Source organism: Chloracidobacterium sp., assembly GCA_016716305.1.
In the GTDB taxonomy this organism is placed as follows: Bacteria; Acidobacteriota; Blastocatellia; order Pyrinomonadales; family Pyrinomonadaceae; genus OLB17.
Map to the genome: position 1 here is coordinate 1,664,955 of JADJWP010000002.1, position 14,414 is coordinate 1,679,368.

Here is a 14,414-nt window from a genome sequence, read left to right on the forward strand (position 1 = left end):
ATTGACCGTGGCAGGAGACCACGAGGCCGTCGCACCGGGAATGTTGGACCAGTTGAGAGCGGACGGCGTAACCGTGCCGGCGAAGCCCAATGCACTCGTGAAGGTCGCTGTGAAGACCGCTTGCCCGCCTTGGGTGACCGTCCGTGACGACGGGCTCACCGTGACATTGAAGTCGCCCGTTCCCGTATAGGTTATGGGCGATAGTTCCTGTCCGGACGACATGTCCCGCAGGACGCAGCTGTGCTGCCCGATCTGCCTCAGGGTAAAGGGTCCGAAGGTATAGCTGCCCGAGGAGCTGGCATTCACTGAAAAGGGTGCGACCGTGCCGTCCGGTGCCGTCTCGGTGCACCTCACCTGGGCGTTCGGCGTCGCGGTGCCGGTGATCGTGAAGTTCGTCACCCCGACGGTCCCGCTCGAAGGCGAGACGCTGCCCGTCAACTGCGGGCCGCTGACCGTGACGCTGACGGCCGAGGCCGCCTTGGTGATAGCTCCGTTAGTGCCGCGCAGTATTATGTTCCCGTAGGTCCCGGGCGTAGTGGTCGCCGAGGTCTGGATGGTGAAGTTCGCTGTTGCCGGTCCGTTCGACGGCACATTGACCGTGGCAGGAGACCACGAGGCCGTCGCACCGGGAATGTTGGACCAGTTGAGAGCGGACGGCGTAACCGTGCCGGCGAAGCCCAATGCACTCGTGAAGGTCGCTGTGAAGACCGCTTGTTGTCCCGGATTGATGGTTCGACTGGAAGGCGTGCGCGAAATGCCAAAATCGCCGGTGCCCGTATACGGAACTGTGGTCTCAGTACCATTCGACATGTCACGTAAGCGACATGTATGAAGCCCTATCTTAGCTAATTTGAATGGACCGAACGAATAAAAACCGGATGAGTTGGCATTCACTGAAAAGGGTGCGACCGTGCCGTCCGGTGCCGTCTCGGTGCACCTCACCTGGGCGTTCGGCGTCGCAGACCCTGATATTGTAAAGTTTGTTACTCCGACCGTGCCACTGCTCGGTGAAACTGACCCGGTAACAGCGGGGCTAAAGACCGATGCAAGCCAAATATCGAAGAAAAACGGTGCGTTCGCCAATTCGACAACGAGCGGGGAACTTTGGGTATTGGGACGTTGCGATGCGATAGACTGTAATGTTCTGACCGAGATTGCCTGACCTTGGAATAACTGTTGATTAACGGGCACGACCGATTGACTGTATTGAGGATGCACCAGAACTACGAAAAAGAAGAAAACGGCTAGAATGCGCCGTACACAAAGTCGAGCGATATTAATCATCTGAACCTTCCATCTATCATTGCTTGGTTTATTTCTATACGTTAGGAACTACTCTACGCTGAAATCGAGTACTTTCCCGCCGGCCAGTCCAAGGCCTGAGACGTTACCCGTGTAGTAAAAGCAATATTCCCCGGGCTGAAGAAGCGCATTTGGAACCACCTTATATATCCCGGATTTGATCTTTTTGAAGGAACCGTCACTAATGTTCTTGTCGCAGGCCCCCGTGGACATACCGGTGAAAGCGCCGGATTCGCTGTCGTTCCAACTGACAGTTTATCTTTGAAGTGCGTTGCATTCGTCAGAAGAGCTATGCTAACTTTCGTTACGCCGATCTCTTTACTTGGCTAATCGGGATTACAGGTTTACGTGACCTTCAATCTACGCATTGCGGGTTATAAGTCCATAACGGACTCATAATGAAAACTTGAAGAAATCGTGAAGCGGTATATTCGCTGTGTTTTTTGATGATCGACAGGCAGCCCACGCGATATAAATTTGGAGATTTTGAGTTCGATCCGAACCGGCTCGCACTTTACCACGCGGGCGACCTTCTTAAAATAGAAAAGAAAGCCCTCGAGCTTTTAGCGGTATTGATCGAAACGCCGAATGAGTTGGTCTCAACCCAAGAGATCATCGAGCGCGTTTGGCAAGATAACCGGATCGGCGTAACTAGTACACACCTTGCACAAAGTGTCAGCAAACTCAGGAAGGCGTTTGCGGCCGTCCAACCAGGTACCCTTTTCGTCGAAACGGTTAAGGGCCGGGGCTTGGTCTTTCACGCCGATATTGAAGCGTACCCCGTAGATAATGGCCCGGTAACAGATGAACGGGTGACGATGGAGTTGGCCGCCGAGCCCGTTGCAGCCGTAGTCCAGAGCAGAAGGTTTTCGAATTCTTCTGTCGCTGCAGGGCTCAGCTTCCTCATCATTGCAGGACTGATCGTCGTCGCAGCGTTAACCTTTTTTCCAACCGATGAAGAGCACGAGATCCGCAAGGTGGTGGAAGAATCGCAGAAATACGAATCACTTGTCCTATATCGCAATCCCGAGTCCATCGACGAATCGAAAATCAAGGAATACTGGCTGGGAGAACAGGAATTTGGAGCTGAGGTAGATATTCGCCGTATTCGCGCCGGCATAGACCGCTTGAAGCGCGACGGAAAGCGATACGGACCTGAAACCAAGAACGAACAGTTCGAATTCCAATTCGTCGAGATAAATAAGGATCGAGACTTCGCAACCGTGAAGACGCTTGAGCGGTGGTTCATCACTGAGTATCAGACGGATGGTACTTTGATCAGAAACAAGACCGTCGGCCCATATTTTGTCCACTATATTCTGAGAAAGGTCGATGGCCAGTGGAAGATCGAGCGGTCGTCCACCGCAAGGGCTAGTCTTCCTCCCCCGATAATCGAGTCGATTAGGCTGATTACCGAACCCGTCGCCGGAAGAGAGTTCTACGTTTCGATTGCGGGCCGATCGATTTCGCCCGATCAAGTATTTATCAAGGTTATCGGGCCCGGTTGCCCCCAGGTTTCACCCTGCATCGTCCCGAACAGCGCGCTCCGCATCCATTCAAAACTTTCTGAGACCTCGATCGAAAAGGTCCCGCTCACACTCGCCTCCGGCGAATTTACTATCTACGCACAAAACGGCGAATCAAACCCATCTAACTCCATCACGTTGACGGTCCCTTGATCGTGAGGAGTTCGAAGACGGCGGCAAAAAATCACTAGGTGCTTACCTTCTGCGCATAATCCCGACTTCCTCTGCGAGTTCATCCACACCGATCTTCAGCCTGTGAGCAAACGCATTCAGCATTACTTCCCGTTCCTTGCGCGAGCTGTTCGGGTAATCTGTAAGCCACAGCAAATACGCCTCTGCCCCGCTTTTTACCATGCTCTTAGTCTCCGTGCGTCCCCTACCGAAATCTAGCCCATCTCTTTCATTCCAACCCCGATCTCTGCCCTTCGTCTTTAGCGTAAAGATTATCGCTGCTATGTCCCCATCGGCGACTTTTTGCATTAGTCTCGACTCTGCAAGATCCACTAGGCGATCGTTGGCACGAACCAGTTTAATCCGCTCCCTGAACCGAACGTTCACCGGCGTTAGACTCTTGATCCAGCGATAGTATGTTTGGCGCGATATTCCAGCATATTCGCAACTCGCACTTACGTTGCCGCACGTCCGCTCGTAAGCCTCGATGAAACGCCTCCGAGTGCCCGATTTCTCACTAACTCTGCTCATGGCGGCACCCGGTTCATCGGTTTTTTCTTCGATCTGTAACATCTGTAACTCGGAAAATGGCCTCCTTCGCTGAACTATCCGTCGATTTGATTCGGTGTTTGACCCTCTTGCCCAGTATCCCGAGGCTGTTTGGGACGGTATTGACTGTATTTGTTTCCTCATCCACCGTTCTCACATAGCGCAGATGCCTTGGTCGCCTTGTCTGCGTTAGTGCCTTCGTGGTTTGTTCCTGCTTCACCTCTTTCATCGTCGTTTCTGGTCGAAGATGCTCACATGAGCACCTTAAGGTTTGAGGGTGAGCATCTTCGATTTCACCCTGTATTTAGAAGGGTTTTGCGTTGTCACAAAATCGAAGATGCTCAAATACACGGTATATGGGTAAAGTGAGCATCTTCACCCTCTCGGAAGATGCCAAAACCACGCCCCGTTCGGTGCGTCATCCTTTACCGCCTCGATATTCATCGCGGCTTTAGCCCGGCGTAATGTCGCTTCCGAGATCCCCGCTTCCCGAGCTGACTTCTGGACCTCTTTCGTCGGCATCCGGCCTTTACTGAGTGTTTCCCGAAGGAACTCCATGGCATCGGTTCTTTCGTTTCGCTCCTCGGTGCTTTCTTGCCGAGTGTAACTCAAGATCGTTTCCGGGGTTAATTGGCTCTCACCTGTCCAATAGAAGCGGCCGTCACGAATGGAATAGCCGAGAGCCTTGCTATAACCTTCGGCCAAATTCGATTTGGTCTGGCAGATTGCCCGATCCTTATCGTCCTGCGGATTCCTGCCGATTAATAAATGCGAACGTGCGGCGGCCCGCCATCCTACGCCATTCAAACCGGCGTTGCGGGCTTCGCCAAGCCCTTTTGATTTACCAATATGCCGGATGCCAAGGATCGTGCATTTATGCACTTCGGCAATTCGCTTTAGCGGGTCTGTCACGCTTCTTATCTCATTGTCGTTATTGAGATTCACCCCGCCGGTATAGGAAAAGAGCGGGTCGATGATCACTAACCGCGGCTCATACAAAGCGATTGCCTTGCTGAGACGTTCCACGCCCTCAGGTGAAAGAGCAAACACTTCGTCGGTCAAATAGATGCGTTCGAGGGGTGCATCCATTGATACTAAGCGGGGTTTCAAGACCGCCGAAAGCGAATCCTCTGCCGAAACTATCATTGCGTTAGAAGGAGGCACCGTGTATTCGCCTCGCAGTATCGGCAACCCCCGGCCGTTTGCCACGGCGGTCAACAATGCACACGAAAGGAAGGTCTTGCCGATGCCTTCCTCACCATCGAGAAGGCAGAAGTTCCCGAGCGGTAGAAAAGGCTCCCAAAGCCACTCAACCCTTTCGTCCTTTACGTCTGCAGCTCGATAGACCTTTAGCGGTGGTTCCTCATCCGGCCCGTTGCCTCGCTGCGTAGGCTCTACGTCGGCAATGCTCTTTTCGGGGTTCCACGTATCGGCACCGTCAACAATCCGGGCAAGCTCCTCGGCGATCTCTTCGTCCTTATCGCCCGCCGTCCTTCGTTCGTCTATCCAATCGGAAACATCCTTGCCGTTTTTATTTGGCATTGGCTCACTTGGGTAGAGGTCGGTGATTCTCACGCTCGCCGCCTGCGTTGCCAGGATACGGGCGATACTCACCGCTTGCTTTGTGCCGGGTTCGTCGTGGTCCTGAATGATCGTGACGTGCATCCCGGCGAAATATTCCGCCCATGCGTCTTTGATGCCCTTCAGGCTTACCGCCACGAACCCGAGACCGCGAACGTTGTCGCAGTCCTTCTCACCTTCGCAAACGAAAACATGCTCAATGCCGTCCGCCCTTGCCTTGAGAAGTTCGGGCAAGCGATACGGAAGACTCTCGGCCCCACTTGGCTTTCGATAGTATCGCCCCGCCCCTGAATGTCTAACATTGCGATAGCGTTCAATTCCGTCAGCGTCTCGATAGACGTACTCGGCAATAGTCGCCCCGATGCTTTTCGTTGGTGCCTTTGAATCCCCGTTGCTTGCGTTATAGAAGCCGTTCAGCGGCTTTTCAAAAAGCTCCGACAACGAGATGCCCATGGCTCGGCAAATTGACTCAATGTCGCATCCCGCATGGCATTTCAAAAGCACCCTGCCGTCCACGCCGCGAACGCTCAGCGAAGGGTTACCGTCGTCATGGGACGGACAAATGGCGATAAAGTTCTTGCCGATTTTCTTTAGTCCTTCAAGCCGTGAGACGATTTGATCAAATGTCATCGGATCTCCCTCCCTGCTTTCGCCGGCACGATTGCTGCCAGTTGTTCGCGAATCACGTATTCGACAAGCTGTTGGCAACCCTGGCAATAGCCATCAACCGAAAACCGCATGTAGTCCGAGCCGCATTTTTCGCATTGAACTCCATCGCAAAATGGACTAACATACCTAACAGAAAACGCCTTTCTTGAATACCCGTTCAAGTTTGTTTTTGGGCCGAAGTTACAGCTTCGGCCTTTCTTATTTTTGATCATCTTGCTTGCCCTCCTTGCTTTCGGCTGGCTCACTCTTCCACGAGCGTGGATTGCAAAAATGGGCTTCCAGATCCTCCGGCCTGTAGCACACATACGCACCCAGGCGAACAAACGGTAAGCCCTTTTTCCTCGCCCGAATCAACGTCGCCTTGCTCATAGGCCATTGCTCCAGAACGTCCTTTTCGCGAATAAACTCCGTCAGTTTCATCAATCAGAATCCTTCCTTTTGTTGATCTCGACGTCCCACGTAAAACGCAAGAACGCCGTGCAAATCTCTGCACAGCGTCCATAAAAACAGATAGATTTTCACTTACGCGTAATTTGCGCATAAGTTTTTATACACCGGAATCGCTCCTGAGCTTTTCCGCTTCATTCCCGAGCCCCATTTCCGAAAGTATCCTTGTGACTACTTTAACGTCCTTATTATAAGCGTCGGTTTGATTATTGAACTTCTTGATGCCCTTTTCTTCATTTGGCAAGACGTGCGAAAATCTCTTAACAAACTCCCCCTCCTTGAATCCAGTCAAATAACTCAACGCTATTGCGACATCCTTGTACACGAGCCCCTTCAGCCGTGAACCGCCGATCGCATACAGGAGCATTATCGCCCGATCAATGGTAAGCCCACGCTTCGCCGGATCAAAATCTCTAGTTGTTCGCTTACTGCCCGCCGACCCAGTAGATTCGATTCCTCGCTTTAATCCGTCTGAGGCTCCATTCGCGTCAATCGTGCGCGGCCTCACCTCATCATTCAGGTCCGGGTAATCGCCAAATACATTAAAATAAAACTCAGAAACTCCGGGGTTTGTAAAAACGATGCCGCTACCGGCGGGTTTTACAAACCATCGAGCCAGCCCGTCTGCCACTAGTTTCCTGTGAAAGTCGTCAAGTCTAAGTTCGTTCAAATGATCGCGAACAACTAACGGTTCGTCGCTGTGGCTCTCAACGAACTCAATCTGGGCTATGTACAGCCTGAGGAATTTCAGTGCTTCAACGTCGGCATACTCACTCTTTTTCCGAAGTCCCCGATAAACCGCCCCAAAATGGGGATTTAGCAACAGAGTTTCCAGTTCTTTGCGATCGCTTTCCTTGAGAACCCGTTTTCGTGGCATTTCAATAACCTTCTTTTCCCGAGTATGGGGGCTCTTCGTTAATATCCAAATCGTCCCGATTGAGTCGGCCACTCTATATGTTTATTCAGACTCAAACCCGTGCGAGGTAAACTTGAGTATACGACTATTTTCGGTCACGGTCCGAACGACATTTTCTGGAACGCCACTTTCTATATCAGCCTCGATCTCAAGCGTCACTCTGACGTTTGCCCCGATCAGACTCGATAGATGGGCAATCACCTCATCACCGATCTGTCCTGCATCTCGGCCAACGCGTGTAGGATCGAGTGGAACCGTTCCATAGAACCGGCGTGGCGTGGTCGGTTTCGCCGGGCTATCGCTCTCTGGGGAGGCAGGATAGCCGGAATCTACGGTCGAACCTGAAGGTGATGCCAAAGATGGTCGATTCGCGTCGGAATCATCTGCAAGGCCAACCAAGGCTCGTTCCGCTTCAATTTGCCGGAACGCAACGTCTGGCATAACTATGAGTGCGTCGCTGTCTAGACCGTCGAATGCGATGTTCTGGCCCGCCTGTAGATTGCGGAAACGTCCATTGTTTTCGTCATAACCATCGGCGTAGGCAAATGTGTCGGTGGTCCAACTGAGCGACGCTACGCCGTTCTTTATGGAATCAAAAAGCACCGCCTGATCTACAAGTCGAGGAAGATAGATATAACGTGGGAAGTGGTCAGCTAACTGGCGAATTGATGCACGATCTTCCTGCCAAAGCGGAACCCTGTCCAGTTCCATTCGCAAACGTGTTGGGGCGAAGCCAGTGATTAAAAGTTCATCGCTTCGGAGTTTTTTGCTTGCCCGGACGGCCAGACCATCTTGTCCCGAAAGTTTGATCGCTTGTAGCTCAACACTTGCCTGCGGGTTCCCCTGAACCGGCACGATCAGCCAATAGAAAGTTTCCGGTATACGGGCGTTGACGGTGCTTTCGGCTGCAGTCCGTTGATTTATAGCCTGCTTTACCTGATTCGGTGCAAGGTCGAGAGACGTCTGGTCGGCTATTATCGAATCCCATGCAAGAAAATTCCGAACTGCTTCTTCAAGATCCTGGAGCCTGGCCTTATCGGCGGCAAGGAAGACGAGCGTATTTCGATATATTCGAGGGGCATTTCCTCGATACTCAAGAATAGCTCGGGCAGCAGAGATTGCCGTGTTCGCCGGGTCCTTCGCATTAGTAAAAGATTGGTCGGGCGTGAGAATGACAAGTCGTACATCTGTGTCGTCCGGGACATCCTGGCCGGAGGCCGGGAACGGGTGTACTCTGCGAAAATCGCCCTTCTCATTCAGGTTCTTGATGAGACGGCCTCGCAGTTCTTCGGTCACCTTTTCGGATTCACGTTTGAGCTGCTCTCGGCGATCCTCCGCGAGCTTTGAAACGGTAGGTTGGGTCGAGTACCAATACCGTGTACCGTCCTGATAGAGATAAGTCGCAGATGATGATAGCCGACGAAGAGCGTCACCAAATACCGGCGAGGATTCTCCGGGGGTAACACATCCCAACTTCACCCGGCGTTCGTCAAGTCCCTGATGAGCTACGCCTGATGTCGGCGCGGAACCGAGGTAAATGGTCCGAGCTACGCGGCGAGCGGCATGAACCTTGCCGAGGTTTGGCAGATCGCTATCAATCTTGAGCGGCAGGGAGTTGGGGCCGTCTACGTCCTTTTCAATTATTGGCACCCAATTGTCAGAGAGGTAACGCGTCAATTCAAACTGGATTCGCTGATCGTCGATGGGAATCGTCGAGGGCATTATCAGCGGGCTATGATCGCCCTTTTCCCAAAGACTATGAATTACTGCTGCCATCAGCCTCAATACTCCACGGGTCCGTTGAAACTTGACCAATGTTGACCAGTCGCTATATAGCCGATCAAATATTTCCGGGTGTATCGGGTAAGCGGCCTTTATCCTTTTTTCATAGTCTGATTCGGAGCACTCCGCGGGAAACTCTTGCTGTTGTGAACGATAAAGATCTGAGAAAGCTCGAGCTGTCACGTCCCGGTTCTTGTATTGATCCGCCGCCAGTGGCTCAAATAGCCGACGTCGGACGATCTCAAATCCTTCTTCCGCCGTCGCCGGACGCCAAGAGGATTCGATGCGGCCGACAACGTTCCGCAGTCGGTCGAGTGCCGCACGACCGCGAATGCCGCCGACCTCGACATCATCGGCCTGGGCGTGCGGAGAACCCGAAGTGTCCGAAGCGGGAAGAGAGATCACAAGAAGGCAGTTCCCTGCCAATTTCGCTGATTCCGTCAGTGCCTGAGCGAAGGTGAACTGCGTTTCAAAGCCGCCGCCCGGCAGATCGCTTTGGTCATGAAGCTGGCGTGCATATGCCACCCATTCATCTATAAGGATCAGTGAAGGCCCGTTCTCTTTTAACAGCTCGCGAAGCACATCGCCGGGGCTGGTTGCATTACGATCGTCCTCAGCAATTCGGTCGAACGCCTTTTTACCGCCCAGTTGCCACGCCAATTCCCCCCAAAGCGTTCGGACTACTGTGCCATCCTCTTTTGTAACTGGATTACCCGGCGATATTCGGTTGCCAACCAGCACAACCCTTCGTGCCGCGGGAAGCGAACTGACGCCTGCTGCGGTGACCAAGCTATCGACCCCGGGAAGATCGGCGGGGTTTACTCCCGAGAAAAGATGATACAAGGCGAGCATCGAGTGCGTCTTGCCGCCGCCAAAATTCGTTTGCAACTGAAGTACCGGGTCGCCGCCCGTGCCTGCGAGTCGTTGCATGGCGCCGGTCAGCAGTTGACCCAAGCTTTCTGTGAGATATGTCCGGCGAAAAAACTCAACCGGGTCCTTGTATTCGTTGGAGCCCTCACCTAAATGAACCTGCCAAAGGTCGGCAGCAAACTCGGCCTGCTGGTACTGGCCGCTGGCGACATCTTTATGTGGTGTTACGACCTCACGCCAGGGCTTCACAACTCCAGACGCAGAAGCCTCGACCAATGAGCCGCCTGCTTTTCGCTTTTCACCTCGAACCTGTTCGTCAAAGCGGAGCCGGAGCAGCTCCATTTTCATTTTCTCAACGTCATCCGCTTGGGCGGCAGAAACCGCTGACAACAGTCGGCCGGCCGAGTCCAATACCCGATATGCATCATCGCTCGAAAATGTCCGTTGATGAGCCCAGGCATTGCGGTGATTCCGCAATTCAGAAACCAGACTGCGCTCCGAATGCCCGAGCGTGTATCTGAAGATTGAGTTCCAGGTATCCCACATCATTCTGAGAAGGCCCGACACGTCCCACTCCGATGGCGGCTTGTTACCGAGATTCTGATCCTCTGTAAATGGTGCGAGTATCTCCGCCGTCACGCGGCCCTGCTCGATCGAGGACTGTACCTCGCGGTCCACATATGGCCCGAGACCGGCCTTTAGCAGTTCCATCACTTTTCCTACTCGTTCGTGGTTCGTTATTGCCATTGCTGTTAAAGCTCCAGATCCTTGATCGAAAAGCGTGTGGGAGCTTCGAGAAGGCTCTTGATCCTCACTTTAAGTGCTTGCATTTCGACGTTCGGATAAATGAATTCGTTCAGGTATTCTTCGATCTCATCGGGGTTGTAATTCAATACGACCATCGCACAAAGCCCGTAGTAACAGATGTTCTCTTTGGCCGCAGGCAACAACTCGAAGAGGTTCGTTTCCATGATCCAATCCGGGATCGGTTCGAGAAGTTGTTTGTTATCATCTTCAGCGGCGACGGTCCATGTGTCGCAGATCAGGTCACTTCTTATCTTCGACGAAAATGGAACCAATTCGATACCGTTGTACAGAACGACGCGGCTCACACGGGTTCCGTTTCGTTCGCGAAGATTGTAAGCAATATCGAGGACCAACTTCTCAGGGGATTTGAATCTGAAGCCGTTTCCCAAAACATCTAGCAAGTAGGTCAGAGTATGCCGATCCTCTGCGTTGTGCCACGGTTTCGGGTTGTGGTCGAATTCATACAAACCATACAGTATGCCCTCAAGTAACTGGCGTTCGTTTAGCTGGACACCTTCCTTGTTTTCCAGTTTTTCGGCATCCTTGCCCGATATGAAGAACGGCAACATGCCCCGATAGCCCGGGACATAGAACCTTTGGGCGAGCGGTTCACCCGCCTGCTGCCAAACAATGCTGTACCGCTCCTTTTCCGGCATTCTGGCCTAGTAGCCCACACAAAAGGGGCTGATCAATCCTCGCTTTGCGCAAGCTTTTCGAGCTCTCCGATCGCGGCTTCGCTCTTGATCTTGCTGAATCCCCATGCAAAGTTGCCTTGTTCCTGTTTGAGATCGTGAAACCACTCCGCGTTCTTGTCTATCGGGATCATCGGATCGAACTTTCGACCAGTCGTTCCGCTTATGCATGTCGCAAAGCCCTCATCTTCCCCCGAATCGATATGATCGATGAAGAACCAGGCACAGAGGAAAAACTTTCGCGGTTTGCCCTCTCCCGTCAGCAGCCAAACTCGGTCACCTATGACGTCGGAGACCCTTTTGTTGGTTAGAACAGTCAGTTCGGGATGCTCGCCGGCCGGGTAGCCCATCGCGTTTGGATTGTGGTAAACAACGAAGTCCTTCATTCTTGCTCAGTAAACTCGAAAGTCTGTACTGTGCCGCCCGTCGATGATGTTTGTTGTTGCGCGAGCCGCATTATCTCCGGCCAGGATTGGACTAGGCCGTTATAGCTGAGCGCTTCGGCGGCGCGTTTCTTTCGTTCGCACATGGTGTAGAGCAGATAGCAGAGTTCACGGGCGGTTTCTGCTTTGGCTCCTAGTTTCGCAACGATTGCAGCGGCGGCGGTTTCGCCGTCATTTTCGAGGACGCGAACGAGTTGATGCACCATATCCCAGACCGTCAGGCGGCCGTCGCTTTCGGGGGTCCAGTCTGCCTCAAGCTCGTCGGGCCGGAACAGACGAACCTTGCCAGCTCTTGCTTCGAGTATCGGGCTTGTGCGCGGATCGGCCATCTCGTTAACCGAAGTGTTCTTGGCTTTTGAGAGCGTTTCGGCACGACCGTATTCGCCTGCCTCGAAGCCAAACTCCTCGAACCATGCGAGTGCCCAGCGAGTGTCGCCGTCAAAATCGCCTTCCTGCTCCGCCAGCACCTCGTCGAGCGTCTGATTTATCAGCGCCAGAGCTTCGCGAACCGTTAGCGGCTTGCCCCCGGCATCCAAAACCTTTTCATACCTCGTATAAACCGCCATTCCCGGCCCGATCGCCGCCTGTGCGAGATCGACAGGAGCGATATTGCCGCGCTGAAGAAGCCTGAGAGATTCTGGAAGCTCGGATTTGAGAGCATCAACAAATTCACGACGGGTGACTCTTTGCGATGCTTTATCTCGTGGCCGACATACAATTACTATGTAAGACCCTAACGCGTTGGCTCGATGTGCACGCATACGAGCTTCCCCAGTTCCTGAAATTGGCCAGGTGCCTGTAATTGCTAGATTTGCCCGAATGATTGCTTCCAGCATCGCTTCCCATCCTGTTGAAACCGTGCTTCCACTCGATTGCTCTTCCTGACGTTGGGCATAAACGACAACTAAAGGTAGTCCGGACCTATTTATCCCTGCTAGATTCTTAAAAGTTTCAGTAAATCCTTCAACGAAGTACGCGGCCGCGTTAGCCCTGCTGCCGTGACGCTTCGGTGAAGCAATCAATTCATTAAGTTTTGGCACTGCAATCGTTGAGAAAAATGCGGGTTGAATATCCTTCAATGCAATGCGAATCCAGTAGTAGAAATATTCAGAAAGATCCGCATAGCCAATCGCTGCGAAGTAAGGAGGATCAGTAATAATCAAATACTCTCCTTTATGAGCTTTACCTGCGACTCTTGCATCGGATTGATGGACTTCGGCCGCTGGCCCGCTCGGATCTATCAATTTGTAGGCTCGTAAAGCAGTCGTAACAATTTGGTTCCAGTCACCAACACTTTTTGCAAAAGGGTTAGTCTCTGCAAAATCCCAGTTTAATTGGAGATCACCCCTTGCGAAGGCGGGCTCAGCCTTTGCGTTAGGGCCATTCCTAACGTTCAGCCGAACCACTTCCGAGCTTGCTTGCGCAAGCTTTCCAAGACAGAGACCTAAAAATGATGCAATGTCACAGCCATATTGTAAGGATTCACCGTCAGACTCGACCCATTCCGGAACTCGCTGAATCGCTTGAGCAAAAGCCAATAACGTTTGTTGTTGTCGTGGCGTAAAAAGATCCTTCCATTTATGGAAACCGTAGTTTTGAACACTTATACCCAAGCCATCGCTGGGAATCTCTAAATCTGGGAGATTTGATGGCGATCGGACGTTTGCGCTAACCTCATTCTTCGTATCCGCAGGCCATTGCTTCCTACCATGTTTTCCATCCGAGGCGTAGGCGAGTAACATTCGACCGAGGTGGCCTTGGCGGGCCTGCTCACGAACATACTCATAGGTAATTGGATCATTAGAAAAGATACACCTGTCTTTATTTGGCGAGGGCGGCGTGCGACCTTTTACAACTTCGAAATCAATCCGACCTGTCTCCTTATTCGGTGACGGCTGCAAGTACTGGACTTCGCCGGACCGACGTGACAGCCACCACGACGTAACCAAAGGCGTTCGGAACCGGCCAAATGCGGGATTGGGAGAACGAACAGTGTGAGCCCACCACCAATAGATGATTGGATCACCATTCGGTGCGACCGGAAACATGTGAGCAATCGAACCCTTTACAACCTCTCGAACTTTTTCGGCATACTTTCGAATATCTGATTCAAAAGTCGCTAGTTGCATGGAACCGGCCGCACGGCTACGATTTCTTGCCGGAAGCACTGTAAGAGCTTTAGAAATCATGAGTGGAATTGGATTTAAGTCCGAGCCCTCGCTACGCAACCCGAGGCGTTGAGCCTCGACGAGCGTTGACCCACCACCGCAAAAAGGATCAAGCACCCAGAGTGGTTGACCATCCAACTGTTTCTTAATTAAATCTCTTGCTTCAGCAAGAACTCGGTCCGCAGGGTGCTCTGGTCCACTTGAAACCAGGTCGGAGATAACTTTAAGGAGATGCTCTCGAGATGAGTCCTCTCCTGGGTCGTCAATTATCGAGGAAAAGATGATGGCCCTGAGTGCGGGCAGAGGCATCGGCGCGAACCACTTATGTATGTTGCGAATATGTCCTGTCTTTCGGTCCTTGTCCGACTTGCAGGCATTATTTATCGCCTGTAACGGCAGAGCTACTTCGATAAGTTTTTTTGAAAACGTCATATTTAAGCATACTGAGCGAACAAACAAATGGCATATTCGCGAACGGAGATTGATTTCTA

At 52.4% G+C, this 14,414-nt stretch carries 11 protein-coding genes; 2 read left to right on the plus strand and 9 right to left on the minus strand.

Features of this window, described 5'->3' with window-relative positions:
* Nucleotides 1-883 precede the first annotated feature (883 nt).
* Entirely contained in the window at nt 884-1,162 is a 279-nt protein-coding gene (locus tag IPM28_09470; GenBank protein MBK9173218.1) for a hypothetical protein, read from the plus strand.
* 170 nt (nt 1,163-1,332) lie between these two features.
* On the opposite strand, the gene IPM28_09475 is transcribed toward IPM28_09470, so the two are convergent.
* Entirely contained in the window at nt 1,333-1,515 is a 183-nt protein-coding gene (locus tag IPM28_09475; protein ID MBK9173219.1) for a hypothetical protein, read from the minus strand.
* A 233-nt stretch (nt 1,516-1,748) separates the two neighbouring features.
* Between IPM28_09475 and IPM28_09480 the strand changes: the two genes are divergently transcribed.
* Nucleotides 1,749-2,981 carry a winged helix-turn-helix domain-containing protein gene (locus IPM28_09480; GenBank protein MBK9173220.1) on the plus strand — a complete coding sequence of 411 codons (1,233 nt, stop codon included), beginning with the start codon at nt 1,749-1,751 and terminating at the stop codon, nt 2,979-2,981.
* Nucleotides 2,982-3,023: 42 nt separating this feature from the next.
* On the opposite strand, the gene IPM28_09485 is transcribed toward IPM28_09480, so the two are convergent.
* From IPM28_09485 to IPM28_09520, 8 genes are all read right to left on the minus strand, one after another.
* Complete coding sequence (locus IPM28_09485) at nt 3,024-3,572, minus strand: hypothetical protein (protein ID MBK9173221.1); 549 nt, start codon at nt 3,570-3,572, stop codon at nt 3,024-3,026.
* Nucleotides 3,573-3,923: 351 nt separating this feature from the next.
* A complete protein-coding gene (locus IPM28_09490) occupies nt 3,924-5,759 on the minus strand; it encodes an AAA family ATPase (protein ID MBK9173222.1) in 1,836 nt (611 codons plus the stop codon).
* 237 nt (nt 5,760-5,996) lie between these two features.
* The gene (locus tag IPM28_09495; protein ID MBK9173223.1) at nt 5,997-6,218 is read right to left on the minus strand and encodes a hypothetical protein; all 222 of its coding nucleotides are present in this window, start codon (nt 6,216-6,218) and stop codon (nt 5,997-5,999) included.
* A gap of 127 nt (nt 6,219-6,345) precedes the next feature.
* Nucleotides 6,346-7,122, minus strand: coding sequence for a hypothetical protein (locus IPM28_09500; protein ID MBK9173224.1), 777 nt, complete (start codon nt 7,120-7,122; stop codon nt 6,346-6,348).
* A gap of 81 nt (nt 7,123-7,203) precedes the next feature.
* Nucleotides 7,204-10,560 carry a DUF499 domain-containing protein gene (locus IPM28_09505; protein MBK9173225.1) on the minus strand — a complete coding sequence of 1,119 codons (3,357 nt, stop codon included), beginning with the start codon at nt 10,558-10,560 and terminating at the stop codon, nt 7,204-7,206.
* A 5-nt stretch (nt 10,561-10,565) separates the two neighbouring features.
* Complete coding sequence (locus IPM28_09510; protein ID MBK9173226.1) at nt 10,566-11,276, minus strand: hypothetical protein; 711 nt, start codon at nt 11,274-11,276, stop codon at nt 10,566-10,568.
* Nucleotides 11,277-11,308: 32 nt separating this feature from the next.
* On the minus strand, nt 11,309-11,698 hold the full coding sequence (locus IPM28_09515; GenBank protein MBK9173227.1) for a hypothetical protein: 390 nt from the start codon (nt 11,696-11,698) through the stop codon (nt 11,309-11,311).
* On the minus strand, nt 11,695-14,355 hold the full coding sequence (locus tag IPM28_09520) for a DUF1156 domain-containing protein (protein ID MBK9173228.1): 2,661 nt from the start codon (nt 14,353-14,355) through the stop codon (nt 11,695-11,697). Before IPM28_09520 ends, IPM28_09515 begins: the two co-directional genes overlap by 4 nt.
* Nucleotides 14,356-14,414: the final 59 nt, after the last annotated feature.